We start from the raw sequence: 22,576 nt of genomic DNA on the forward strand, positions 1-22,576 counted from the left end.
TTCATCGCGTGTCGCACGGAAGCGGTGCCACCGGCCCGGACCGGCACGCATCGTGGCTACGTAGTGCGATTGCCCTGCCTCACGCCATAGCGGACAAGCATAACGCCGTTTATTCACCCGTAAGCCGCTGATGCCGCTCATAAAGCTTCTGCAACACCCGAGACACCGCGACAAAGCCAAAGGTCGCCGTGACACAGGTGGAAGCGCCGAAACCGCCGGAGCAATCGAGCCTGGTCTGCCCTTCATGCAGGGTTTTCTGTTGACAGACGGAGCCGTCCGGCTGAGGGTAGCGCAGCTGCTCAGTGGAGTAGACGCAGTCGACGGCAAATCGACGACCACTCTTGCTGAAGCCGTAGTGACGACGAAGAAGATTGCGCAGCTTGGCGGCCAGCGGATCGTGTTCGGTGCGACTCAGGTCGATGATACCTATACGCGTCGGGTCGATCTGCCCGCCCGCACCGCCAACGGTGATGATCGGTATCTTCCGGCGTTTGCAGTGCGCAATCATCGCCGCCTTGACGCCGACCGCATCGATGGCGTCGATAACATAGTCAAACCCCTCATGGATCAGCTCATCCAGGTTATCCCGGCTAACGAACGCCTCCTCTTCGTGCACCAGGCAGTCAGGGTTGATATCGCGCATACGCTCCGCCATCACTGCCACTTTCGACTGCCCAACGGTTGAACTCAGCGCATGAATCTGACGATTGGTATTGGTCACACAGATATCGTCCAGATCGATCAGCGTCACTTCACCGACCGCCGAGCGTGCCAGCGCCTCCGCCACCCACGAACCCACACCGCCCACGCCGACGACCGCGATATGGCTGTTGCGGTAGAGATCGACGGCTTCATGTCCATAGAGGCGGACGGTTCCACCAAATCGCTGTCGCTGATCGTCCACGGGCTACCTCTTGGGATTAAAAGTCGTCATCAGTGAGCTCGGTCAACACGACCTCACCGCACTGGCAGCAGCGTCCTTCGATGAAGACAATGCCATGCAGTTCATATTCGACGGGGTCACGCATACCAAGATTGAGCTGCTGACAGTGATCGCACCAGGTTTCGTGTAGGAACAGGGTTTGCTCGTCGGCTTCGCGAGCAAAGAAATCGCGGGGTATAGGGGTCTCACTCATCACACAAACTGCCTACCGTAAATCTGCCGCATCATACCGCCGGGGTATCGCGGGATCCAGCCTCATGCCAGCGCAGAGTCGATGGCTCCCAAGCCGCCAGAGCCTCCCGTACCGAGTCGAGCTGAAACAGCCACCCCCGGTCCGGCTCGGCAACGAAGCGATAGGCATGCCCAGCCAACTCAAAGCTGAGCTGCCAGGCATGCAGATAGCCGCGATCGGGCGCCGGATCCACTCGCTCATGATAGAGCGGGTCACCGATAATCGGCGCACCGACACTCTTCAATGCCACCCGGATCTGATGGGTCTGCCCGGTACTCGGGCGACACAGCAACAACCGCAGCCCCTCACCCGCCGAACGGCTGTAGAACTCGGTAACCGCCGGGTTCTCCCGGGTACGCGCCAGGCGCCAACCACCCCGCCGACCCTTGACCATATCGCCGATCACCCGCCCCTGCTTTTTGTTCGGCTTACGATCACTTAACGCGATGTAATATTTCTCGACCCGCCGCTGACGAAAAAGCTCTGCCAGCTGGTTACAGGCCTCTGCCGAGGTCGCCAGCAGCATCAAACCCGAGGTGATCCGGTCCAGACGGTGCACAAGCCATAGCTTTTGCGCCAGATCCCGCTCCAGCTGCATCACCAACCCGACCTCGGACTTGTCACGATGCACGCTAATACCGGGATCTTTACTGATAACGATGAATTGCTCGGTCTGAGCGATAAGCTGGTACATGGCGTGCAAGGAACATCTGTCGGCTTGAGGGGAGCGATTGTCGAGGAAAGCCTGAACCAGTTCAAGCGGAGCCAGGAACTCGCTCCAGCCGACTCCCTACCAGTCCATTACCTGTTTGACGAAGGGAACGGTGATACGCCGCTGTGCACTGAGCGATTCGCGATCGAGCCGATCCAGCGTAACCAGCAGGTTTGCCATATCACGGCTGCCATGATGCATCAGGTAACGTACCACCTCATCCGAGAGCTGCAGCCCTCTTGCCCGGGCACGCGACTTCAGCGCCACCTCCTTGGTGGCATCATCAAGCGGCTTGACCTGAAACACCAGACCCCAGTTCAAGCGCGATTCCAGATCCGGAAGCTTTATGCCCAGCGAACGCGGCGAGCGATCGGCCGCTAGTACAAGCACATGGCCGGCTGCGCGCATCCGGTTGAATAGATGGAACAGCGCCTCCTCCCATTGCGGCAGACCTGCAACCTGTTCCAGGTTGTCGATGCACACCATCTGCAGCTGATCCAGATCATCGAGCAGTTCAGGACCGGCATGAGTCAACTCAGCCAAGGGCAGGTAAACGGCCGTACGCCGCACCGGATCGGCGGCATGGCAACAGGATTGCAGCAGATGGGAGCAACCGACGCCCTGATGACCCCATAGATAGATATATTGCTCCCCCTCGCCACGAGCGGCCTGTTCAAGCTGAGCACAGGCAAGCCCATTCTCTCCGCTGACATAGTTCTCGAAGCGAGCATCGTCCCGCAGGCTAATCCCAAGAGGAAGCTGAATTGGAGCCTTTTTCGTCGTCATTTCACTCTACTTCACCGGCTTCTTCCGGCTCATCGGTGCTATACAACCGACTTTTCTTGTACCCATCGTGCAGATGCCGCAACAGCACCATGATGACAGCCGCGACCGGCAGCGCCAGTAATATACCGACAAAGCCAAACAGTTGCCCGCCGGCCATGATCGCAAAGATAACCGCCACCGGATGCAACCCGATACGATCGCCGACCAGCAGCGGCGTCAACACCATCCCCTCCAGCATCTGGCCGATGGCGAACACCAGTCCGACCCAGGCCAGGATGGTTGGTTCCTGGAACTGTACGTAGGCCGCCACGCCGGCAACCACAATGCCGATGATGAAGCCCATGTACGGCACGATACTGGCGAGGCCGGCAAGCATACCAATCAACAGCGCGAGATCAAGCCCGACGATCCATAAACCGGTGGCATAGACAACGCCAAGCGCCAGCATGACCAGCAACTGCCCCTTGACGAACGCCCCCAGCACCTCGTCACATTCACGCGCCCAGAGCGTCACTTTTGGCTCGAGGTTGCGCGGCAGCAGATGCTGAATGTTCGCCATCATCACGTCCCAGTCGCGCAGCAGATAGAAGGTGACCACGGGGATCAACACCAGATTCGCAATCCAGCCGGCAAGGGCCAACCCGGAGCGGGTAATCCCGCCCATCAATTTGGCCGCGACACTGCCGGTCTGCTGCCAATACTGGGTGAATAGCTGGCGGACACTCTCCAGATCGGGCCGCTCTATACTGAGCCCGGTGTTCTGCTCGATCCAGGGTATCAAACGGCCATGCAGCACCTCGATCACCACCGGGATCTGCCGCACCATGGTCTGAATCTGCTCAGCCAACTGCGGAATCAACAGCAGCACCGCCAATACCATGATCAGCGTCAGGATTACGAACACCAGCACGACGGCCTGGGTACGACTGAGCTTGCGCGCCTCAAGACGGTCGGCGATAGGATCGGTCAGGTAGGCAAGCAACGCCCCGATCAGGAACGGCGATAGAATCGGAGCGAGCAGATAGACGAATCCGCAGGCCACGACCAACGTAATCAGCAAAAACCAGCGCTGGGACTCGTTCATCCTTGCTCTCCCGTTCAAAGCTTCAGAGATCTGTCCATCGATACAGCTGCTCACCCTCGCGCGTCAGCTGCGGGTTCTGTGCCAGCACCTGCTGCAATCCGGCACTACCGCCTTCGACCCGCACGATCAACGTCAGGCGCTGACCGTTCTGTCCGACGGTATAGAGTTGCTGCACACCGGGCTGCTGACGTATCCAACCGGTGATATCCAGGTAGGCGGCCGGCGTTGCGATCCCGTCTATCTCAAGCGCTATACCGTCCGGCTGATACGCACCGACGGGCTCCAACACCAACTGCCCCTGGACCGCTGACTCCGACCCAATCTCGCGAACGCCCAGAATGTGGTCGGCCAATCTGTCGGCAAATTGATGTAACGCCAAGGGGTCGGTTGAGCTTTGCTCCCGCAGCATCTGGCCATCCCACCACAGGACCCAGTTCAGCTGCTCTCCTGAGCGCAATCCGACAAGGATCGCATCTGGCTGATAGCGCGCCGACGCCCGCTGCACGACACCCGGATCGTCACTGAACAGATCCTGGGCGTTCAGCGCCAGCTGATCGGTCAGGTCGAGCAGCGGCTGATGCAAAGGCAATCCGCGCTGCTGCATGGCGAGGCTGAGCTGCCCGTAGATCTCGCCGCCCGGCTCGACAAGCTCTGCCGCGGCCCCAACCCCCCGGGCAAGCCATACCAGCAGCTCCGGCCTGTCATCGGACAGTACCGGCAAGCCCAGGCTGCTCATGAGGTTTTTCAGTCCAACCGGATCAAACCCCAGGTGCTGATCATCGCTCTGCGCCTGCTGCAGCAGACTGGCGTTATCGAGCAGGGTCTGGGTTTCCGGGCGCTGCATGATGTCGCGCCGCCCACTGACCTTGACCAGAACCTGAGCCAATGCACTCTCCACACGCCGCTCAACCGGTGTATCGGCGCCTACGCGCGCACTGTAAAGCCCCGCTACCTCTGCGGCGGACGCGACGCCCCCTACCAACAACAGAAACAGGATCCCGAATCTGACCATGCGGACTAGCTGTGCGGAATACATCTCTTCCCCTGACACCTGACGACCGTCTTCGTACACTCATTAATTCGCGCAGATAGCCCCGACCCTCGCCCTGAACCGTCCGCTGCGGCACAACTCTACCATACAAAAAGCGCTATGCCGTCAGCCTGAGCGATTTCGAGATCGACAAAGCGGGCCTCTAAAACTGGCCTTAACCCTACTGCGCGCTGTAAACTAGGCGCCTTCTTTAACGCTACTCTTCCCGCTGTTGAAAGGTTAATTCATCCCATGTCTACAGGTTCTGAAAAAACATCCCTGAGCTACAAGGATGCAGGTGTTGATATCGATGCCGGTAACGCCTTGGTTGAACGCATCAAAGGCGTCGCCAAACGCACTTCGCGTCCTGAAGTGATGGGTGGTCTGGGCGGTTTCGGCGCACTCTGCGAATTACCGGCCGGATATCGCCAGCCGGTTCTGGTTTCAGGTACTGACGGTGTTGGCACCAAACTGCGCCTGGCCATGGACCTGGGCAAACACGACACCATCGGCATCGATCTGGTCGCCATGTGCGTCAACGATCTGGTAGTCGCCGGCGCGGAACCCCTGTTTTTCCTCGACTACTACGCCACCGGCCACCTGAACGTGGATATGGCAGCGGATGTGGTGACCGGTATCGGCGCAGGCTGTGAACTGGCGGGTGCAGCACTGGTCGGTGGTGAAACCGCCGAGATGCCGGGTATGTACGAAGGCGATGACTACGACCTGGCCGGTTTTTGCGTCGGCGTGGTGGAAAAAGATGAGATCATCGACGGCAGCAAGGTGCAGACCGGCGACACACTGATCGCCCTCGCCTCCTCCGGCCCGCACTCCAACGGCTACTCCCTGATCCGCAAGATCCTCGAGATCAGCAATGCCGACCTGGAGATGCCGATGGGCGATACCACCCTGGCGAAGGCGCTGCTGGAGCCGACCCGCATCTACGTCAAACCGCTGCTCAAGCTGATTCGTGAGTCCCAGGTCAACGCACTGTCGCACATCACCGGCGGCGGTCTGCTGGAAAATATCCCACGCGTACTGCCGGAGAGCGCCAAGGCGGTGATCGACACCAGCTCCTGGACCATTCCGCCGGTATTCCAGTGGCTGCAGGAACAGGGCAACGTCGATCGACGCGAAATGTATCGCACCCTGAACTGCGGTGTCGGCATGGTGATCTGCGTTCCCGCCGACAAGGCAGATGAAGCACTCAGCCTGCTGGCCAGCGAAGGCGAGAACGCCTGGATGATCGGCAGCATCGAAGCCGCAGCAGCGGGCGAGGAACAGGTCGAGCTGCGCGGTCTGGACGCTTGAGATGAGTGAAAAACGGATTGTCGTGCTGATCTCTGGCAGCGGCTCAAACCTGCAGGCGATCATCGACAGCATCGCGGCCGGCGGCATCGCCGGTCGTATCGCCGCTGTCATATCCAATCGCGCCGACGCCTACGGTCTGACCCGCGCCAGCAACGCCGGCATCGAAACCCGGGTGCTGAATCACAAACTGTACGCGGATCGCGAGGCGTTTGACCGGGCCCTGCAGGAAGCGATCGACGCCTACCAGCCAGATCTGGTCGTGCTGGCCGGCTTCATGCGCATCCTGACGCCGGACTTTGTACGCCACTATGCCGGACGCCTGTTCAACATCCACCCCTCGCTGCTGCCACGCCACAAGGGCTTGCATACCCATCAGCGCGCACTTGAAGCGGGAGACCGTGAACACGGCTGCACCGTTCATTTCGTCACTGAGGAACTTGATGGCGGCCCGCTGGTCGTACAGGCACCCATTCCGGTGCTGCCCGAGGATAACGCGGAGAGTTTGCAGCAGCGGGTACACGCACTGGAGCACAAGATCTATCCGCTGGCCGTAGCCTGGTTCTGCGCTAGACGACTTGAGCTGACCGCCAACGGCGTTCTGCTCGATGGTGCGCCTCTGCCAGCCAGCGGCTTTCGCTATACCGACGAGTAGTTAAGATGAGAAAAGGACTGAGTACACTGCTGATTTCACTGGCGCTGTCTCAGTCCGGACTCGCGCAAGCCAGCACCCTGCAATCCTTCCGCGCCACCTATTCCGCCACCCTGGAGGGCGGTGTGGCGATCTCCGCCGACGCGGTCCGCGAACTGAAGCAGCTCGAGGACGGCAGCTGGATTTTCAACTCTTCCGCCGACGCTGTACTGGCAACACAGCAGGAGGAGTCGCACTTCACCTATAACGACGAACAGATCCGCCCGCTTAGCTACCTGTATCGACGCGAAGTGCTCGGCAAGGAGCGGCGCGTGGAGCTGGAGTTCGACTGGTCGAAGCAAAGAGTCAAGACCACGGTTGAAGACAAACCCTGGCATATGCGGATACCGGGGAACACCCAGGACAAGCTCAGCTACCAGTTGCAGCTACGCAAGGACCTGGCCGCAGGCAGGACCGAGTTCAGCTACAGCGTAGCCGACGGCGGCCTGCTCTCCGAGTACCGGTTCAAGGTGCTGGGCACAGAGCGCATCGCCACACCGGATGGCGAATACGATGCGATCAAGGTGGAGCGGGTCCGTGACGAAAGCTCCGGTCGCACCACCCACATCTGGTTTGCTCCGGCACTGGAGTACCTGATCGTCAAACTCTACCAGACCGAATCCGACGGCCGGGAGTACGGCCTCCTCCTCAACCACTTGGAACAAAAATGACCTGCACGACTCAGGCCGCAGACCAGGCCCATCAATCGCTCCTGGATCTGGAAGCTCAAGCGCTCGACGATGCCGACCGCCGTTTCTACGCCAGCTATCTGCTGGGCCACCTAAGCCTGATCAGCACGGAGACTGGAGAGGATGGTGAAGCACTGTCAAAGCGCCTGGAACAGGCACTGGACGAGGCCTTTGCCGTCGACAGGCTAAGCGATCAGGACAAGCTGGGTATCAGATCACTCTGGCATGAGATCAGTGCCGACATCGGCCGCGGACTCTGAGCACGCTCCAGCACATCGACCAGCAACACTCGATGCTCATCCAGCGCCAGGGTCAGCGTATGGCACTGGCTACCCGTTGCGATATCGATATAGACGGATGATCGCAACACCCGGCGTTGATAGTCACTGGAGCCCACCAGCTGATAGAAGTATGGCCGCCAGCTCCAGTTTGAGCCGATCACACTGGCATCCGACTGCCAGCGGCCATCGCTAAAGCTCCAGTTGGCCGAGATCTGTCGCCCCTGCCGGTTACAGATAAAGAAACGCAGGATGTCGGGATCGGGAGTAAAACTGTCAAGATTACTGCCTATCTCGACACCGCCGGAAAGCAAGAGCTCACGCAACGCCAGCAGCTCCGAGTGAATACCCTCCGCATGCCACTGCCTGCGCGCCGTCTCCTCGATGGCCAGATCCAGATGCAGGGAGAGCAGATCCTGCATCTGCGCCCTGAAACTGTCCGACGGCAGAAACTCGGGTTGGGCCGGGGAGAAGATGAAGCCCTGAATATGACTGGCATTGCAGTGCAGCGCCAGAAACAACTCATCCTCCGTTTCAACCCCCTCGAACACCACCTTGCTACCGAGTCTCGCACCAAGATCTCCCATCATCTGCAGGAGCGCTCTTTTTTGGTGCAACGCCTGATCGATGCTGAACATGCGCATATCGATCTTGATAAAGTCCGGGGTAAAGGCGAACAGACGGTCAAGCTGCTGAAAGCCGGAGCCGAAGTCGTCGAAGGCGATTTTCACCCCCGCCTCACGATAGCGCCGTGCCAGCTCACAGATCCGTCCAACATCACCATTGACCTCGGTGATCTCGATAATCACCTGCTCCGGCCTGACCCCCGCCTCTCGAATCATCTCCAACGTCGGTAACAGGTCGAAGGAGTCCAGCGAATCGATCCACTCCGGCGACATATTCAACGACAGCGTCTGGCCCGGTTCGGCCATCTCGGCGAAGTGACGCAACGCTTCGCGGCGCAGCGCGCGATCATGCAGACGACGAACGGCAGGATCAGTCTGGGAGGTATTCAGCAGCGAGGCCGCCGAAACCACCTCTCCATCCCGCCCCCTCATCCGCGCCAGCGCCTCGTATCCGACTATGCGGCCACTTGCAACATCAACGACAGGTTGAAACCAGGGAAACAGCTGATCAGACATACTCACCTCTTAGACAACGCCTGATCGGTAAGCAAAGCCCAGGCCAACAACGCCTCGGCTGCACCGTTACAAGTCATTAGGCGATAGCGGGAAAATGCGTAAACCTCGCGCAGTTACACCGCAGATCTCTTGCACCCCTGAAGTGTAGCAACAATCTGTCGCCCACCCGCACCATCCCGGTGCTCGCAAAAACAGATCCCCTGCCAGATCCCCAGGTTCAGAGCACCATTCGTAACCGGCAACATCAGATCGACACCCAACAGGCTGCTTTTGATATGCGCCGGCATATCGTCCAACCCCTCGTAATCATGCCGATACATCCCCTCACGCTCTGGCACGCTGCGATTGAAATGGCTCTCCAGATCCTGGCGCACTGTAGGGTCCGCATTTTCAGTTAAGGTCAACGCAGCCGAGGTATGCTGTAAAAAAAGGTGCAACAAACCGCACTCCAACTGCTCAAGCTCCGGCAGGGCGTGCTCTATCTCATCGGTAATCAGATGGAATCCGCGACCTCGCGGTTTCAGGCGGATGCTACGCTGCACCCACAGGGGTTGATTCATACCAAGCCTCACTATGACGTCAACAGCGGGTCATCGAGCAGCCGAATGCGCCGGCTCAACATCGGACCAAAACGCTATATGCTCCGCATTTCGTTTTGCCCAGTACATCGCCTCATCGGCACGGCGCAGCAACTCCATCGCCTCATTGGCACGCACGATGCGGTTTTGCGGCCCCACAACGAGGACACCGGAGGCGATGCGGTTGATGATTTTGTCGATCAGATCCCGCTCCTGGTGAACGATATGCAGCCGCTTCAGATAGATCGCGATCGTCACTGCGAAATTAAAAAGCGCCAGCAGGAACGCCAAGCCCTGAAAACTGCGAATATAACGCGCCTCTCGCCGCGTCTCCGCCTCCAGCTCCGCCGTCAGCGAGTTCATCAACTCCAGAAGATGCAGATTATCGCGCTCTGCCAACCGGACCGCCTCCTCCAGCTCTCTGGAACCGCCGCTCCCCTCAATCACATCCAGCACCTTTCCCCGATAAGGCTGCCACAGCGATTGCGCGCCAAGAGCCAGCGCCCGGGCTCTGTTGCTCTGCAACGGAGACAGCTTGATCTCGCGCCCCAAACCGTCGTGCGTGACCCCACCGTCAATGAAACCGGTCATCGTCTTGTCGAACAGATCGAAGGTATCGGCAAGCTCATCGACAATCGGCCCAAGAGCCTGCCGGCCCGGCTCAAGCTGCTCGAGCTGCAACAGCGTTTTGACCATGCGCTGAGTGAGCATCCGCTGACGTCCCGCGAGATTGATATGGACCGCCTGCTCCTCGATTCTGAGCGACAACCAGAAGTTCAGCGCCAACGCCGCAAAGTCGAAAACCAGAAAGAGGATCACAGCAAGCAGTGCCAGGCGCGTACTGGAACCACGCCAAGTCTGCACCGACTGTTGACCAAAACTCGCAAGGGTCCTTTCCATTGCTCCATCCAGTCCAGGGCTCCAAGCCCCGGTTTACCACGTTAACGTCCGGCTGCCGCATTGTTGAACAAGCATAGATCAGGCCAGGGCGTAGCGCAGTTCAGTTCGGAAGTCTTACAGATAGGTACGCAATCGTTTGAAACTCGGGCTAAGCGAAAACCCCAGCTGCTTTTCCAACACTTTAAGATTGCGCTTCATATGACTGCTGCTATGCGCACAACCCTCCATGCCGGCATATACCACCCAATTGCCCTCACTGGTCGTAACACCGCGTATATCGCTGAACAATCCCGACAGCAGATTGATCAGCTCACTCCCCTCATGCTCACGCCAACAGTTCAGCACCAGCCAGCCCTTTGCCTTGAGCCGTTCGGCGCAGCGCTGCAGAAACAATGGATCGATCTGCTGCTCATCCATCCCCTCCGGGCCATAGATGTCGCTGAAGATCAGATCGAAGCCTGCCTGCGACGGCCCACTCAGAAAGGCGCCCGCATCCATCTGGTGCAGCTCAAGCCTGCGACCGCGGGGTAGACGAAAAAACCTCTGCGCAGCGGTAATGACCGCCGGTCGCAGCTCGACCACCTGCTGCTTGATGCCAGGGAAACGCTCATGCAGACAGGTGTTAAGCCCGCCGGCCCCCAACCCCAGACTCAGCACCTGTTTCGGTTCGGTAAACGCCAAAACCAGCAGCATCGCGCGCGTATACTCATGCTGAAGTGCGGTTGAGTCGCTTTTTAACACACTGCTCTGCTCGTCACCGTCGCCAAAGCTCAGGATCCGCCGGTTGCCCTCCTCCAGCACCCTGACCACACCATATTGATCGTACTCACGAAACAGCTCGCGGCTCGTGCCCGTCATTCACACTCCTAAATTCAGGAAAAACATCGCGACCGAGGATCAAACGCCAACGCCGCGAACAGCAACCAGAGGCCCAACGGGCAAGGGTAGACTATAGAATGTTAGCGAGAAGGAAGACCGCCGGTCTCAAAACCTTCAAGCGAATGCAGCGTCAGATCGCCAAGCGATGGGAAACGATCCTCCAAAATACCGGCAACATATTCGAAGGTGTCCTTCAGGTCGTCAAAGGCATCGACCACATCCGGATCGAAATGGGTTCCCCGCCCCTCCAGGATCGTCTTCGAAGCCGTATCGTGGCTCAAGGCATCCTTGTACGGCCGCCGCGAACAGACCGCATCGTAAACATCTGCCACTGCCATCAGCCGCGCCACCAGGGGTATCTCCTCGCCTTTGAGACCCTGGGGGTAGCCACCGCCATCCCAGCGCTCATGATGACTCAGCGTTACCTGCTGGCCGATCCGCAGGAACTTGGCCGCCTGGACACCGACATTACGCTCCATCAACTGCTCTGCCGTATGCATCGCCTGATAACCGAAGATGGTATGGCGCTTCATCAGCTCAAACTCGTCGTCAGTCAGCTTCGAAGGTTTCTGCAAAATGCTATCCGGTATCGCGACCTTGCCGATATCGTGCAGCGCTGCCGTTTTATACAGCAATTCGATGGTGTCGCCATCCAACTCCTCGGCGAAGCGCGGATGATGACGCAGATGCTCGGCCAGCGCTTTGACATAGTGCTGGGTGCGCAAAATATGGTTGCCTGTGGAGTGATCGCGTACGCGGGCAATTGCAGCGAGACACAGAATCGCCGCATCCTGTACCACGGCGAGCTCGGACAGCATGTGCTCCATGGCATCGTGCTGCGCGTCGACCTTTTGTCTCAATGCATTCATACGTAGGTGTGTGCCCAGCTTGCTTCTGGTTACCGGTACCGACAGCGGCCGACACAGGTAATCCGCGCAGCCCAGCGCAACCGATCTCTCCTTCTGCTCGGTAGACTCACACAACAGAAGCGCCGGTACCGACTTCGCCTGAGCCGCGGCGATCGCACTCGCGCACCGCTCATACCCGAACCGCTCCAAAGCTTGAGCATCCAGCAGAAACAGATAGTCGGCATACCGGACTCCATCCTCCGCCTGAAGACGATCGATCAGTTCTGCGGGCGTATGGACAACAGCAAGCGAGTAGTCTTCGCGCAAACATCCAGAGAGTGATTCGAGCATCTCTTCGCTCGCGCAAAGATAGATCAGCTCCGACATCCAAGCCCCCTTAATCCAAGGCGGGAAAACACACACTTTTTACGTGCATTTGTCATCAATTGAAAACAGATAAACATCATTATAAAACCAAGTGTAGCCGCTGATCAGCGACCGAGCGCGCGGCCCAGGGTATAAAAGTAGTCACCAAACACCTCATTGATCCGCTGCCTGACAATGCCCTGGGGATATAGGCCCGATAGCGCCTCCGGCGACCGGTGTGTACCCTTGACCAGAAACTGGTTACTGAGCGCAGCATCCTGCACCCAGGCCTCGAACGCCCTGGCGCACACCTCTTCGGGCAAACTGTAGTAAAGAACGCCCCTCTGGTTATCGATCTCCAGAGAGCGCTGCACCAGCTCACTCGGCGCACCACCGTCCGCACTGAGCATAATCGCGTGGTAACAGGCATAGAGACGCTGGTTGAGTGGATGCGGAACCTGCTCGCAATCATGCAGCCAGGCGCGAGATCCGAACACACTCGATGCCTGACCAGTAAATGCCTGGCGGGCAATATAGTGATCGAAGGCATGAAACCACTCGTGCGCGATACTCCCGGGCCCCGCATTTTTCGCCAACGCGAACACCCGCTGTGCAGCGTCGTAGTGCGCCGCCACACCTGGTCGCCCTCCGGTACCGTAGTGCAACCCCAACGTACCGCGCAGTGATATGACCGTTTCCGGAACACGCAAGATCGCCATCAGGTCGCACAGGGCATCGTAAAAATGGATGGCGGCACGCCGCTGCTCCTCAGGCGTAACCCAACGTCCGATACGGATCGTTTTGAAATCGAAATGCCGGCGGATCAGCGCAAAGTCGATCTCCCGCCCCGCCCGATGGTCCGGCCCATTGCGATAGTAATCCCGCTCTTTCATCTCTTGACCACACGGCACTGAAAGCGCCCGATCCAACACCAAACCCCTTGAGCATACAACGGGAATCCATCACTGACGCAATAAGCGCAGATCTGCCGCCAAGCTGATAAATACACGTCAGGGGGATAGAGTTTGAACTTAGAGATTGGTGGAGCCTAGCGGGATCGAACCGCTGACCTCAACACTGCCAGTGTTGCGCTCTCCCAGCTGAGCTAAGGCCCCACACACAGGTAATACCTGCTTCAAGATGGCGTCCCATAGGGGGTTCGAACCCCTGTTACCGCCGTGAAAGGGCGGTGTCCTAGGCCACTAGACGAATGGGACGCAAGTGACATTTACGAGTTTGGTGGAGCCTAGCGGGATCGAACCGCTGACCTCAACACTGCCAGTGTTGCGCTCTCCCAGCTGAGCTAAGGCCCCGTCGTAAAGACCGGGCGTATACTACTGACACCCTACTGGCGTGTCAAGCCTTTTCATCAACTCGCAAAATGATTTTTTCTTTTACGATCAACAGGTTAGTTTTTATACAAAAACGGCCATCAACGCCGGTGCTGGCGTGATGGCCGTCGCGACTCAGGACAGGATCAAGCGAGATTCAACGCCCGATACTCTTTTTCCCAGCTCTTCGCCTGCTTCTTGGACGGACCGCCAATAGTCTCGAGCGCATGACGCACACGAGCACGGCTGATATCCGGCCCCAGGATTGCCATTGCATCGACCACCGATACGCTCTGCGCGGTACCGGATATCGCAACAAACAGCGGGAACAGAAAGTCGCGGATCTTGAAGTCGATCGCCTCGCCTACCGCCTTCAGCCCCTCGAACAGCTGATCGCGATCCCAGTGGCGCAGCTCGTCCAGGTACCAGGAGGCAAACTGGAGAATCCGGCGCACATCATCGATGCTCAGCTTCTTGTGCTCGAAGCTGGCCTCGCTCACCGGCATCATGCCGGACAGGAAGAACCCGGCCAGCGGCGCAACATCGGAGAACTTCTCAACCCTGGGCTGGATCAATGGGATGATCTGCGACAGATAGGCGGAGTTCAGCGCCCACTCCTGTACCCGGGCAGCAAACTGCTCCGGCGACAGATTCTCGCGGATCCACAGACCGTTCAACCAGCTCAACTTTTCCTGGTCGAAAACAGGTCCGCCCAGCGATACGCGCTGAATATCGAACGCCGCGAACATCTCCTCGCGACTGAACTTCTCGCGCTCATCGGGCATCGACCAGCCCATGCGACCCAGGTAGTTCAGCAACGCCTCCGGCATATACCCCATGCGCTGGTAGTACAGAATACTGGTCGGGTTCTTGCGCTTGGACAGTTTGGACTTGTCCGGGTTACGCAGCAGCGGCATATGACACAGCTTCGGCATCTCCCAACCGAAGTACTCGTACAGCAGCTTGTGCTTGGGTGCCGAGTTGATCCACTCCTCGCCACGGATGACGTGGGTGATCTTCATCAGATGATCATCGACGATGTTGGCCAGATGATAGGTCGGCATGCCATCGGACTTGAGCAGAATCTGTGCATCCACCTGAGCCCAGTCGAGCTCCATGGTGCCGCGCAGCATGTCGTCGATCTCGCAGACGCCCTCGGTCGGCACTTTCATGCGTACCACATAGGGTTCGCCCGCCGCCATGCGACGCTCGACCTCATCCGCCGGCAGCTCCAGATCCTGCTGTTTGAGCGCCCGCTGCGCACCCGAGGCTTTCAACTGCTCACGCAGTTCGTTCAGCTCATCCGCGGTACGGAAGCAGAGGAAAGCCTTGTCCTCCTCCACCAGACGCATGGCGAAGTCCTTGTACATCGCCTTGCGCTCACTCTGCCGGTAAGGACCATGTTCACCGCCTACATCGGGACCCTCGTCCCACTCCAGCCCCAACCAGCGCAGGGAATCGAGAATCGCCTGCTCCGACTCGGGGGTGCTGCGGGTCTGATCGGTATCTTCAATGCGCAGAATAAACTGCCCGCCATGCTGACGAGCAAAAGCGAGGTTAAACAGCGCAATATAAGCGGTCCCTACATGAGGATCACCGGTTGGAGAGGGTGCAATGCGGGTACGAACAGTCATGATGTCCTGTTTTGATCCTGTAGTGAAAAATATCGTGAAAAAACGGGATTATAGCCCCTGCGGACACCGGTTCGCCATCAGCACGACGGCGCAGCAGCCTCCCCTGGCCCAATTCAACAGAAAGCACTCCCCGAGAGCACGCCGGCACCGAGATGGTGCACTATTACTCTTCTTTTCACCCTGGGCACAGCAGGAAACGCCTACAAAGAGCCGAAAACCAGTGTTTCTAATTAGTTGGCACGGAGAATGCTTTATACAGATCAGGTTGGTGAGCCAGACGCTAAGCAACGGCCGCCGAACCAACTTTTTCGCACACGAGGGGCACTGCGAACCCGCCGCATCCGCAAGGATTGCGGCGTTTTTTTTGCCTGCGATAAGCGCCCCATCTACATCAGCTAAAAAAATTATCCCAGATCACGCCGCCCCAGATCGCGGCCGTTATCAATAACGATAGAAACACCGTTGCGGACCCAAGATCCTTGGCCAGGCCTGCCAACTGGTGAAACTCCGTACCGGCACGATCCACGATTGCCTCTATCGCGGTGTTCAGCAGCTCCATCATCAGCACCAGCAGCAGCGCGGCAATCAGCAGTCCCAGCTGCAGACCGGTTTCAGCGAGCAGAAATGCAAGCGGTGTCATCGGAGCCGCGATCCATACCTCGTAGCGGAAGGCGGGCTCACTGGCATAGGCGGCACGGATACCCTTAATGGAATAACGCGTAGCGTGGTAAAAACGCGCCAGCCCCGTGGATTTCGTTACGATCACTCTTTCACCTCATTCATCAGACGGCGATCCACTCAGTTAACTAAGCTCACTCAACTCACCCAACAGCAACACCCCGTTACCCAAATGAGCACCGCGGTAATCAAAGCGGCTACAGCCATTCACGCTCCAGCCATTTCACGCATTATACTCATAGGCATACGCAACTGAGCACACCCGACCTGAGCCGAGGTACGGCAGTGCTTTGAGGGAATCACGAGACAGACCAAGGGAGACGCCCGGTGACTGACAAGCTGAACGATACCCAACGCTATCTGGAGCAGCACCATGGCGGCGACGGCTCCAAGGCTGCAGCCAAGACAGTCAGCACCCACGAGCGCAACCATGATACTGATTTCTGGGCATTTTGGCGTACTCACGTGCCCAACTCCGAAAACCTCCACATTGCCGACCTGGGCTGCGGACCGGCGCTTTTTCTGAAACAGCTGGCGCATCAACACCCGAACTATCGACTCACCGGCATTGAAATCGCGCCCTACATGCTGGCCAGTATTGAAGAGAAACCTGAAAATCTAGAGATTCGGGTTGCCGACCTCAATGCACCCGGCAACAACATCTTCCCACACCAATCGCTGGATGCCTGCCTGGCCAACATGCTGATCCACGAACTGTTTCAGCCGGTCATGCTGTTCCGCGCACTGCGACACTGGCTCAAGCCGGGCGGCATATTGATATTGACCGACATGATCCGCCAGCCACTGGATACCTTCCTGCAGCATAAATTCCCCGACACCGACTTCGCCAGGGCCGAGCTGGAGGCGCCGGAGATGAATGACTGTTTTCGTGACTACTTTGAACACAATCGCTACAGCGCCGAGGATATCAGCAGCCTGCTATCCCTGTGCGGGTTCGAGATACTTGAGCTACAGTTGCTACGCCAGGGGCGGGCAGCTCGGATTGCGGCGCGTAATCCCTGACGCTAATAGGGTTGTCAAGAACGCTGTGATAGAATCCCGAAATCCATCCAACTCAGAGCCGTAGCCGGCTCGACAACCGCTCGACAACTGAAGTATTTGATGACGATTCACGCGCCCCTGCCCGACGACACACCACTTACGAAAAGTGCCGCAACGCCCGACGATAAGGTCAACCGCAGACTGTCCGTTGCCCCGATGATGGACTGGACGACTTCCGACGCGCGTGTCTTCCATCGATTGATGTCGCGCCATACCCTGCTCTATACCGAGATGGTCACCACCGGCGCGCTGATCCACGGTGATCGCGAGCGTTTCCTGCGCTACGACAAAAGCGAACATCCTCTGGCCTTGCAGCTTGGCGGCAGTAATCCAAAGGAGCTCGCCGAGTGCGCCCGCATGGCGGAGGACTGGGGCTACGATGAGGTCAACCTCAACGTCGGCTGCCCCTCGGACCGGGTGCAAAACAATATGATCGGCGCCTGCCTGATGGCGCACCCCCAGCTGGTGGCGGAATGCCTGAGCGAGATGCAGGCGGCAACCCGACTGCCGGTGACGATCAAACATCGCCTGGGCATCGACGATCTGGATAGTTTCGAACACCTCCACCGGTTCGTCGAAATCGTCAAACAGAGTGGCTGTCGCAGCTTTACCATCCATGCCCGAAAAGCGATTCTCGACGGCTTGAGCCCGAAGGAGAATCGGGAGATCCCGCCGCTGATCTATGAGCACGTTTATCGGATCAAGCAGCTTTTTCCCGAGCTGGAGATCATCATCAACGGCGGCATCAAATCACTGGAAGAAGCGCAAGCGCACCTTGAGCATGTCGATGGCGTGATGATTGGCCGGGAAGCCTATCAGAACCCCTATCCGATCCTCAGCCGAGCGGACGCCGACATCTTTGGCGACAACCACGCCATCGCCGACCGTTTGGCGATCGCCGAACAGTTCATCCCCTATCTGGAACGGCGCATTGCAGAGGGCGCCCCGCTGTACGCGGTGGTCAAGCATCTGCTGGGACTGTTTCATGGCCAGCGTGGCGGACGCCAGTTCCGGCGCCACCTGAGCGAAAACGGACACCAACGTGAAGCCGGCGTCGCCACATTCCGCGAAGCACTGCGCTTCGTCACACCGAATTCAATGCCCGATGAGGACTGAAGATCAGATGGATCAGCTTGAACAGCTTAAAAAGATCACCACCGTCGTCGCGGATACCGGCGACATCGACGCGATCCGCGCCTTCCAGCCGGTGGATGCCACCACCAACCCCTCGCTGCTGCTGAAGGCCAGCCAGGACGAGAAGTACGCACCGCTGCTCGATAAGGCGCGGCAATACGCCCTGACTCAGGGCGGAAGCGATCGCGATCAGCTGGCCAATATGAGCGACTACCTGGCGACACTGATCGGGCGCGAGATCCTGGAGATCATCCCCGGCCGCATCTCCACCGAGGTGGATGCGCGACTTTCGTTCGATACCCAGGCCACCATCGACAAAGCCCAGCGCCTGATCGAGCTGTACCAGCAACAGGGGGTTGACCCATCCCGCGTCCTGATCAAGATCGCCTCCACCTGGGAGGGGATCGAGGCGGCACGCCAGCTGGAAAAGGCGGGCATACAGTGCAACCTGACCCTGCTGTTCGGCTTCAGTCAGGCCCAGGCCTGTGCCGACGCCGGCGCATTCCTGATTTCACCTTTCGTTGGCCGCATCCTCGACTGGCACAAAGCACGCCAGCCCGACGCCAACTTCAGCGGCGACAATGATCCCGGCGTACAGTCGGTGAGCCGTATCTACCGCTATTACAAGACCCACGGTTACGACACCATCGTGATGGGTGCCAGCTTCCGCAACATTGGCGAGATCCAGGCACTGGCCGGCTGCGACCGCCTGACCATTGCCCCTGCCCTGCTGCAGGAGCTGGCCAGCCTGAAACAACCGCTGGAGCGCAAACTAAGCCCCGAGAACAGCGGCTCGACCGACAGTAAAGAAGCCCTGGCAGAATCATCCTTCCGCTGGGCGCTCAATGGCGACGCCATGGCAACGGAAAAGCTGGCGGAGGGGATCCGTAACTTCGCCAAGGATCAGGAAACACTGGAACGCCTGCTCGCAGGCTGATCCACAACCAGGCGAGCGGCCCTGCCGGTCGCCTTTCTTTTGCTCCTTCTGATAATTTTTATTTATCACCATCGCAAACCAATATCGATTAGACAAAGCATTTCCACGTTATACACTCTGTTTATCAGTTGAATTCCAATGTTCTTGATAAAGAGGGCCTTGTATCGATGCCGACGTCACTCTCACCCTACGAACTGCGCCAGCAGATACGCAGCGGCAGCTTCAGCAGCAACACCTCCGGTTATTGTGCGGGCTTCGTACAGGGCAACCTGGCCATTCTCCCCAAAGCCTACGCCGACGAGTTTCTGATGTTCTGTCAGCTCAACCCCAAGCCCTGCCCGATCATCGGCATATCGGCGAATCCGGGTGAGTACATGCTGCCGGATCTCGGCAAGGACCTCGATATCCGCCGTGACATTCCGCGCTACCGCATCTATGAGAATGGCGAACTCAGATCCGAAGTCACCGATATCGTCGATTACTGGCAGGACGACATGGTCGCTTTTCTGCTCGGCTGCTCCTTCTCCTTCGAAGAAGCACTTCTCGCCGACGGGCTTGAGATCCGCAATATCACCGAGAAGGTCAATGTACCGATGTACCGCACCAGCATCCCCTGCAAAAGCGCAGGGCGCTTCAGCGGCACCACAGTGGTCAGCATGCGCCCCATGAAACCCGCCGATGCCATCCGCGCCATCCAGATCTGCTCGCGTTTCCCTTCCGTACATGGCGCACCGCTGCATTTCGGCGACCCGGCTGCGATCGGTATCCGCGACATCGGCACCCCCGACTTCGGCGATGCGGTAACCATCAACGAAGGCGAAGTACCCGTGTTCTGGGCCTGCGGCGTAACCCCCCAGGTGGCAATCGAATCGGCGCGCCCGCCGATCTGCATTACCCACAGTCCGGGCCATATGCTGGTGACCGACCTGCCCAACAGTCGGCTCGCGATCCTCTGATCACCGAACATTGCCAGGAGGAGAGATGTCAGTACTACTCAATTGCGATCTCGGCGAGAGCTTCGGTGCCTGGTCCATGGGCATGGACGAGATGGTCATGCCCCATATCGACCAGGCCAACGTCGCCTGCGGCTTTCATGCCGGCGACCCGCTGGTGATCCAGAACACCCTACGCATGGCGCGCGAGAACGGCGTCTCCGTCGGCGCTCACCCGGCCTACCCCGACCTGATGGGGTTTGGCAGACGCTCCATACACGCCAGCGCCAACGAGATCCACGCGCTGATCCATTACCAGGTTTCCGCACTCGACGGTATGGCCGCCTGCGCAGGTCTCGAACTCGCCTATGTTAAGCCGCACGGTGCGCTGTATAACGATATGATGGCCAAGCCCTCCGTGCGCCAGGCGATCATGAAAGCGGTGGCCGATTACTACCGCCCGATCAAACTGATGCTGCAAGCGACCCCGGAAGCGGAGAGCCACCGTATTGAGGCTGAACACTACGGCATCGAGCTGCTGTTCGAAGCCTTTGCCGACCGCTGCTATGACGACGACGGCAAACTGCTGTCGCGCACCAAGCCCGGTGCCGTGCACAGCCGCGAGAAGATGCTCGATCAGGTACGCCAACTGTCCGAAGAGAGCAGCGTGACCACGATCAGCGGCCACATACTCAAGCTGGAGGTGGATACCATCTGCGTGCATGGCGATAACGCCGAAGGAATCGAAGCGATTCGCGAGATCCGGGAGATGCTGGCGCCATGAGAATCGCAGTGGCCGGTGAAAACTCGCTGATACTCTACTTTGGTGATACCACGGATCCGCGCATCTCGGCACAGGTACAACATGCCGTCGGCGAAACCGAACGTCTGCTGGGTGAGGCGCTGATCGATCTGGTGCCCTCCTATGCATCGCTGCTGGTGATCTACAACCCCTTTCTGATCGACCATCTGGAGGTGCGCAGGCGCCTGCAGGAACTGGCCAACAACAGCGCCGAGGGTGAGGTAACCGAAGGCACCCTGATTAAACTACCGGTCTGGTACTCAACCGAATCGGGACCCGACCTGGAGGCGCTGGCGCAGAAAGCGGGGCTGAGCGTAGATGAGGTGATCGCCCTGCACGCCACCACCGAATACCGCGTCTACGCTATAGGTTTTGCCCCCGGCTTCGCCTACCTGGGTCAGGTGGATGAGCGCATCGCCGCACCGCGCCTGGCCACACCGCGCCAGGTCGTACCTCGCGGTTCGGTCGCCATTGCCGATCGCCAGACCGCCATCTACCCCTCCGCCTCCCCCGGCGGCTGGAACCTGATCGGACGCTGTCCCACCCGCATGTTCGATCCGGATAGCGATCCCTGCATGCCGGTACAGGTCGGCGATCGAGTCAGTTTCGAACCGATCGACAAAGCGCGCTATCTGGAGCTGGGAGGCGAGCTATGAGCGGATTCAACGTACGCCAACCCGGCCTGATGACACTGATTACCGATAGCGGCCGAATCGGCCATCACCGCATCGGCCTGACCACCGGCGGCCCGCTGGACCCTATGGCCTTCGCCTGGGCCAACCGCCTGCTGGGCAATGAACCCAATGCCACCGCCCTGGAGATCAGCATCGGCAGCCTGGTGCTCGAAGCGCAGGTCGATACCTGGCTGGTACTGACCGGTGGCGAACTGCCGCTGAAGATCAATGGCAAAGAGATGGAGCGCTGGCAAGCGCACCGGGTCAACGTCGGCGACCGCATAGAGGCGGGCTTCAGCCAGGCGGGTGCGCGAGGCTACCTTGCGGTCAGCGGCGGCTTCGATATCCCACCGACGTTCGGCAGCACCGCGACCGTACAGCGTGAAAAGCTCGGCGGGCTAAACGGCCAGAAACTGCAGAGCGGTGACCGGTTACCCTGCGCCAGCGCCCCCGATGCCGGTGGCTTCCGCCTGCCCGCTCCCTATCAGCCGAACTATCGCAACACTGCGCCCTTGCGCGTGATTCTCGGCTACCAGCAGGATGCCTTCAGCGCGGTACAAAAGCAGCTGTTCTTCACCAGCAGCTACCGTATCAGCGATCGTGCCGACCGTATGGGTTACCGCCTCGAGGGGCCTGCCATCCCACCATCGATCAATGGCATTTTGTCCGAAGGGATCTGCCTGGGCGCGATCCAGGTGCCGTCCGACGGCCAGCCGATCGTGTTGCTTAACGATCGCCAGACCATTGGTGGATACCCCAAGATCGGCAGCCTGTTCTCCCAGGATCTGGCCCGTCTGGCCCAGATGCTTCCCGGTACCGAGATCAGCTTCACGCCGTTCACTCAGGACGAAGCCCACAATCAACTGCTACTTAATCAGCGCTACTACAGCATGATCGAACCGATCGCCGTAACGCCTTGATATCAG

Annotated in this window: 25 protein-coding genes and 3 tRNA genes; 11 read left to right on the forward strand and 17 right to left on the reverse strand. The window is 58.8% G+C overall.

Annotation, left to right across the window (positions count from 1 at the left end; all coding sequences use genetic code 11):
• Positions 1-109 precede the first annotated feature (109 nt).
• The 6 genes from tcdA to KQ940_RS05730 all read right to left on the reverse strand — a co-directional run bounded on the left by tcdA (position 110) and on the right by KQ940_RS05730 (position 4,769).
• Positions 110-904 carry a tRNA cyclic N6-threonylcarbamoyladenosine(37) synthase TcdA gene (gene tcdA, locus KQ940_RS05705; protein WP_217412477.1) on the reverse strand — a complete coding sequence of 265 codons (795 nt, stop codon included), beginning with the start codon at positions 902-904 and terminating at the stop codon, positions 110-112.
• 16 nt (positions 905-920) lie between these two features.
• The gene (locus KQ940_RS05710; protein ID WP_217412478.1) at positions 921-1,136 is read right to left on the reverse strand and encodes a hypothetical protein; all 216 of its coding nucleotides are present in this window, start codon (positions 1,134-1,136) and stop codon (positions 921-923) included.
• Positions 1,137-1,167: 31 nt separating this feature from the next.
• Positions 1,168-1,869, reverse strand: coding sequence for a TIGR01621 family pseudouridine synthase (locus tag KQ940_RS05715; RefSeq protein WP_217412479.1), 702 nt, complete (start codon positions 1,867-1,869; stop codon positions 1,168-1,170).
• A gap of 96 nt (positions 1,870-1,965) precedes the next feature.
• A complete protein-coding gene (gene hda, locus KQ940_RS05720) occupies positions 1,966-2,673 on the reverse strand; it encodes a DnaA regulatory inactivator Hda (protein WP_217412480.1) in 708 nt (235 codons plus the stop codon).
• 1 nt (position 2,674) lies between these two features.
• Positions 2,675-3,757: an AI-2E family transporter gene (locus tag KQ940_RS05725; protein ID WP_217412481.1), complete on the reverse strand. Its 1,083-nt coding sequence runs from the start codon at positions 3,755-3,757 to the stop codon at positions 2,675-2,677.
• Between the two features lie 22 nt (positions 3,758-3,779).
• Positions 3,780-4,769: a DUF2066 domain-containing protein gene (locus KQ940_RS05730; protein ID WP_217412482.1), complete on the reverse strand. Its 990-nt coding sequence runs from the start codon at positions 4,767-4,769 to the stop codon at positions 3,780-3,782.
• Between the two features lie 270 nt (positions 4,770-5,039).
• On the opposite strand from KQ940_RS05730, the gene purM reads away from it, so the two are divergent.
• The 4 genes from purM to KQ940_RS05750 are packed head-to-tail and all read left to right on the forward strand — an operon-like array spanning position 5,040 to position 7,735.
• The gene (purM, locus tag KQ940_RS05735; RefSeq protein WP_217412483.1) at positions 5,040-6,098 is read left to right on the forward strand and encodes a phosphoribosylformylglycinamidine cyclo-ligase; all 1,059 of its coding nucleotides are present in this window, start codon (positions 5,040-5,042) and stop codon (positions 6,096-6,098) included.
• Between the two features lies 1 nt (position 6,099).
• Positions 6,100-6,750: a phosphoribosylglycinamide formyltransferase gene (gene purN / locus KQ940_RS05740; RefSeq protein WP_217412484.1), complete on the forward strand. Its 651-nt coding sequence runs from the start codon at positions 6,100-6,102 to the stop codon at positions 6,748-6,750.
• 5 nt (positions 6,751-6,755) lie between these two features.
• Positions 6,756-7,457 carry a DUF3108 domain-containing protein gene (locus KQ940_RS05745; protein ID WP_217412485.1) on the forward strand — a complete coding sequence of 234 codons (702 nt, stop codon included), beginning with the start codon at positions 6,756-6,758 and terminating at the stop codon, positions 7,455-7,457.
• Complete coding sequence (locus tag KQ940_RS05750; protein WP_217412486.1) at positions 7,454-7,735, forward strand: YfcL family protein; 282 nt, start codon at positions 7,454-7,456, stop codon at positions 7,733-7,735. Before KQ940_RS05745 ends, KQ940_RS05750 begins: the two co-directional genes overlap by 4 nt.
• On the opposite strand, the gene KQ940_RS05755 is transcribed toward KQ940_RS05750, so the two are convergent.
• The 11 genes from KQ940_RS05755 to KQ940_RS05805 form a co-directional block, all read right to left on the reverse strand.
• A complete protein-coding gene (locus KQ940_RS05755; protein ID WP_217412487.1) occupies positions 7,669-8,895 on the reverse strand; it encodes an EAL domain-containing protein in 1,227 nt (408 codons plus the stop codon). The genes KQ940_RS05750 and KQ940_RS05755 overlap by 67 nt on opposite strands.
• A gap of 113 nt (positions 8,896-9,008) precedes the next feature.
• Entirely contained in the window at positions 9,009-9,455 is a 447-nt protein-coding gene (locus KQ940_RS05760) for a secondary thiamine-phosphate synthase enzyme YjbQ (RefSeq protein WP_425515625.1), read from the reverse strand.
• A gap of 30 nt (positions 9,456-9,485) precedes the next feature.
• The gene (locus tag KQ940_RS05765) at positions 9,486-10,373 is read right to left on the reverse strand and encodes a type IV pili methyl-accepting chemotaxis transducer N-terminal domain-containing protein (protein ID WP_217412488.1); all 888 of its coding nucleotides are present in this window, start codon (positions 10,371-10,373) and stop codon (positions 9,486-9,488) included.
• 114 nt (positions 10,374-10,487) lie between these two features.
• Entirely contained in the window at positions 10,488-11,231 is a 744-nt protein-coding gene (locus KQ940_RS05770; RefSeq protein WP_217412489.1) for a spermidine synthase, read from the reverse strand.
• Positions 11,232-11,332: 101 nt separating this feature from the next.
• A complete protein-coding gene (locus tag KQ940_RS05775; protein ID WP_217412490.1) occupies positions 11,333-12,487 on the reverse strand; it encodes an HD-GYP domain-containing protein in 1,155 nt (384 codons plus the stop codon).
• A 104-nt stretch (positions 12,488-12,591) separates the two neighbouring features.
• A complete protein-coding gene (locus tag KQ940_RS05780; RefSeq protein ID WP_217412491.1) occupies positions 12,592-13,359 on the reverse strand; it encodes a CLCA_X family protein in 768 nt (255 codons plus the stop codon).
• Between the two features lie 146 nt (positions 13,360-13,505).
• Positions 13,506-13,581 (reverse strand) — tRNA-Ala (locus KQ940_RS05785).
• Between the two features lie 26 nt (positions 13,582-13,607).
• A tRNA-Glu gene (locus KQ940_RS05790) sits at positions 13,608-13,683 on the reverse strand.
• A 20-nt stretch (positions 13,684-13,703) separates the two neighbouring features.
• Positions 13,704-13,779 (reverse strand) — tRNA-Ala (locus tag KQ940_RS05795).
• 164 nt (positions 13,780-13,943) lie between these two features.
• On the reverse strand, positions 13,944-15,431 hold the full coding sequence (gltX, locus tag KQ940_RS05800) for a glutamate--tRNA ligase (RefSeq protein WP_217412492.1): 1,488 nt from the start codon (positions 15,429-15,431) through the stop codon (positions 13,944-13,946).
• Between the two features lie 391 nt (positions 15,432-15,822).
• Entirely contained in the window at positions 15,823-16,197 is a 375-nt protein-coding gene (locus KQ940_RS05805) for a diacylglycerol kinase (protein ID WP_217412493.1), read from the reverse strand.
• 239 nt (positions 16,198-16,436) lie between these two features.
• Between KQ940_RS05805 and KQ940_RS05810 the strand changes: the two genes are divergently transcribed.
• The 7 genes from KQ940_RS05810 (at position 16,437) to KQ940_RS05840 (ending at position 22,570) form a co-directional block, all read left to right on the forward strand.
• Positions 16,437-17,132, forward strand: coding sequence for a class I SAM-dependent methyltransferase (locus KQ940_RS05810; RefSeq protein WP_217412494.1), 696 nt, complete (start codon positions 16,437-16,439; stop codon positions 17,130-17,132).
• 99 nt (positions 17,133-17,231) lie between these two features.
• Positions 17,232-18,287 (forward strand): tRNA dihydrouridine(20/20a) synthase DusA, encoded by a 1,056-nt coding sequence (gene dusA / locus KQ940_RS05815; RefSeq protein WP_217412495.1) that lies wholly within the window; start codon positions 17,232-17,234, stop codon positions 18,285-18,287.
• Positions 18,277-19,242, forward strand: a complete 966-nt coding sequence (gene tal, locus KQ940_RS05820) for a transaldolase (RefSeq protein ID WP_281419210.1) — start codon at positions 18,277-18,279, stop codon at positions 19,240-19,242. The genes dusA and tal overlap by 11 nt, the downstream gene beginning before the upstream one ends.
• A 167-nt stretch (positions 19,243-19,409) precedes the next feature.
• Positions 19,410-20,198, forward strand: a complete 789-nt coding sequence (locus tag KQ940_RS05825) for a putative hydro-lyase (protein ID WP_217412496.1) — start codon at positions 19,410-19,412, stop codon at positions 20,196-20,198.
• Positions 20,199-20,223: 25 nt separating this feature from the next.
• Positions 20,224-20,958, forward strand: a complete 735-nt coding sequence (locus tag KQ940_RS05830) for a 5-oxoprolinase subunit PxpA (RefSeq protein ID WP_217412497.1) — start codon at positions 20,224-20,226, stop codon at positions 20,956-20,958.
• On the forward strand, positions 20,955-21,632 hold the full coding sequence (gene pxpB / locus KQ940_RS05835; protein ID WP_217412498.1) for a 5-oxoprolinase subunit PxpB: 678 nt from the start codon (positions 20,955-20,957) through the stop codon (positions 21,630-21,632). The genes KQ940_RS05830 and pxpB overlap by 4 nt, the downstream gene beginning before the upstream one ends.
• On the forward strand, positions 21,629-22,570 hold the full coding sequence (locus KQ940_RS05840) for a 5-oxoprolinase subunit C family protein (RefSeq protein WP_217412499.1): 942 nt from the start codon (positions 21,629-21,631) through the stop codon (positions 22,568-22,570). Before pxpB ends, KQ940_RS05840 begins: the two co-directional genes overlap by 4 nt.
• The last annotated feature ends 6 nt before the right edge of the window (positions 22,571-22,576 follow it).

It is taken from the genome of Marinobacterium ramblicola (assembly GCF_019084545.1).
Taxonomy (GTDB): Bacteria; Pseudomonadota; Gammaproteobacteria; order Pseudomonadales; family Balneatricaceae; genus Marinobacterium_D; species Marinobacterium_D ramblicola.

Bases quoted from the DNA above. Each gene is read 5' to 3' on its own strand.
- KQ940_RS05710 (WP_217412478.1), bottom strand. From the start codon at position 1,136: ATGAGTGAGACCCCTATACCCCGCGATTTCTTTGCTCGCGAAGCCGAC.
- KQ940_RS05715 (WP_217412479.1), bottom strand. From the start codon at position 1,869: ATGTACCAGCTTATCGCTCAGACCGAGCAATTCATCGTTATCAGTAAA.
- hda (WP_217412480.1), bottom strand. From the start codon at position 2,673: ATGACGACGAAAAAGGCTCCAATTCAGCTTCCTCTTGGGATTAGCCTG.
- KQ940_RS05725 (WP_217412481.1), bottom strand. From the start codon at position 3,757: ATGAACGAGTCCCAGCGCTGGTTTTTGCTGATTACGTTGGTCGTGGCC.
- KQ940_RS05730 (WP_217412482.1), bottom strand. From the start codon at position 4,769: ATGGTCAGATTCGGGATCCTGTTTCTGTTGTTGGTAGGGGGCGTCGCG.
- purM (WP_217412483.1), top strand. From the start codon at position 5,040: ATGTCTACAGGTTCTGAAAAAACATCCCTGAGCTACAAGGATGCAGGT.
- purN (WP_217412484.1), top strand. From the start codon at position 6,100: ATGAGTGAAAAACGGATTGTCGTGCTGATCTCTGGCAGCGGCTCAAAC.
- KQ940_RS05745 (WP_217412485.1), top strand. From the start codon at position 6,756: ATGAGAAAAGGACTGAGTACACTGCTGATTTCACTGGCGCTGTCTCAG.
- KQ940_RS05750 (WP_217412486.1), top strand. From the start codon at position 7,454: ATGACCTGCACGACTCAGGCCGCAGACCAGGCCCATCAATCGCTCCTG.
- KQ940_RS05755 (WP_217412487.1), bottom strand. From the start codon at position 8,895: ATGTCTGATCAGCTGTTTCCCTGGTTTCAACCTGTCGTTGATGTTGCA.
- KQ940_RS05760 (WP_425515625.1), bottom strand. From the start codon at position 9,455: ATGAATCAACCCCTGTGGGTGCAGCGTAGCATCCGCCTGAAACCGCGA.
- KQ940_RS05765 (WP_217412488.1), bottom strand. From the start codon at position 10,373: ATGGAAAGGACCCTTGCGAGTTTTGGTCAACAGTCGGTGCAGACTTGG.
- KQ940_RS05770 (WP_217412489.1), bottom strand. From the start codon at position 11,231: ATGACGGGCACGAGCCGCGAGCTGTTTCGTGAGTACGATCAATATGGT.
- KQ940_RS05775 (WP_217412490.1), bottom strand. From the start codon at position 12,487: ATGTCGGAGCTGATCTATCTTTGCGCGAGCGAAGAGATGCTCGAATCA.
- KQ940_RS05780 (WP_217412491.1), bottom strand. From the start codon at position 13,359: ATGAAAGAGCGGGATTACTATCGCAATGGGCCGGACCATCGGGCGGGG.
- gltX (WP_217412492.1), bottom strand. From the start codon at position 15,431: ATGACTGTTCGTACCCGCATTGCACCCTCTCCAACCGGTGATCCTCAT.
- dusA (WP_217412495.1), top strand. From the start codon at position 17,232: ATGACGATTCACGCGCCCCTGCCCGACGACACACCACTTACGAAAAGT.
- tal (WP_281419210.1), top strand. From the start codon at position 18,277: ATGAGGACTGAAGATCAGATGGATCAGCTTGAACAGCTTAAAAAGATC.
- KQ940_RS05825 (WP_217412496.1), top strand. From the start codon at position 19,410: ATGCCGACGTCACTCTCACCCTACGAACTGCGCCAGCAGATACGCAGC.
- KQ940_RS05830 (WP_217412497.1), top strand. From the start codon at position 20,224: ATGTCAGTACTACTCAATTGCGATCTCGGCGAGAGCTTCGGTGCCTGG.
- pxpB (WP_217412498.1), top strand. From the start codon at position 20,955: ATGAGAATCGCAGTGGCCGGTGAAAACTCGCTGATACTCTACTTTGGT.
- KQ940_RS05840 (WP_217412499.1), top strand. From the start codon at position 21,629: ATGAGCGGATTCAACGTACGCCAACCCGGCCTGATGACACTGATTACC.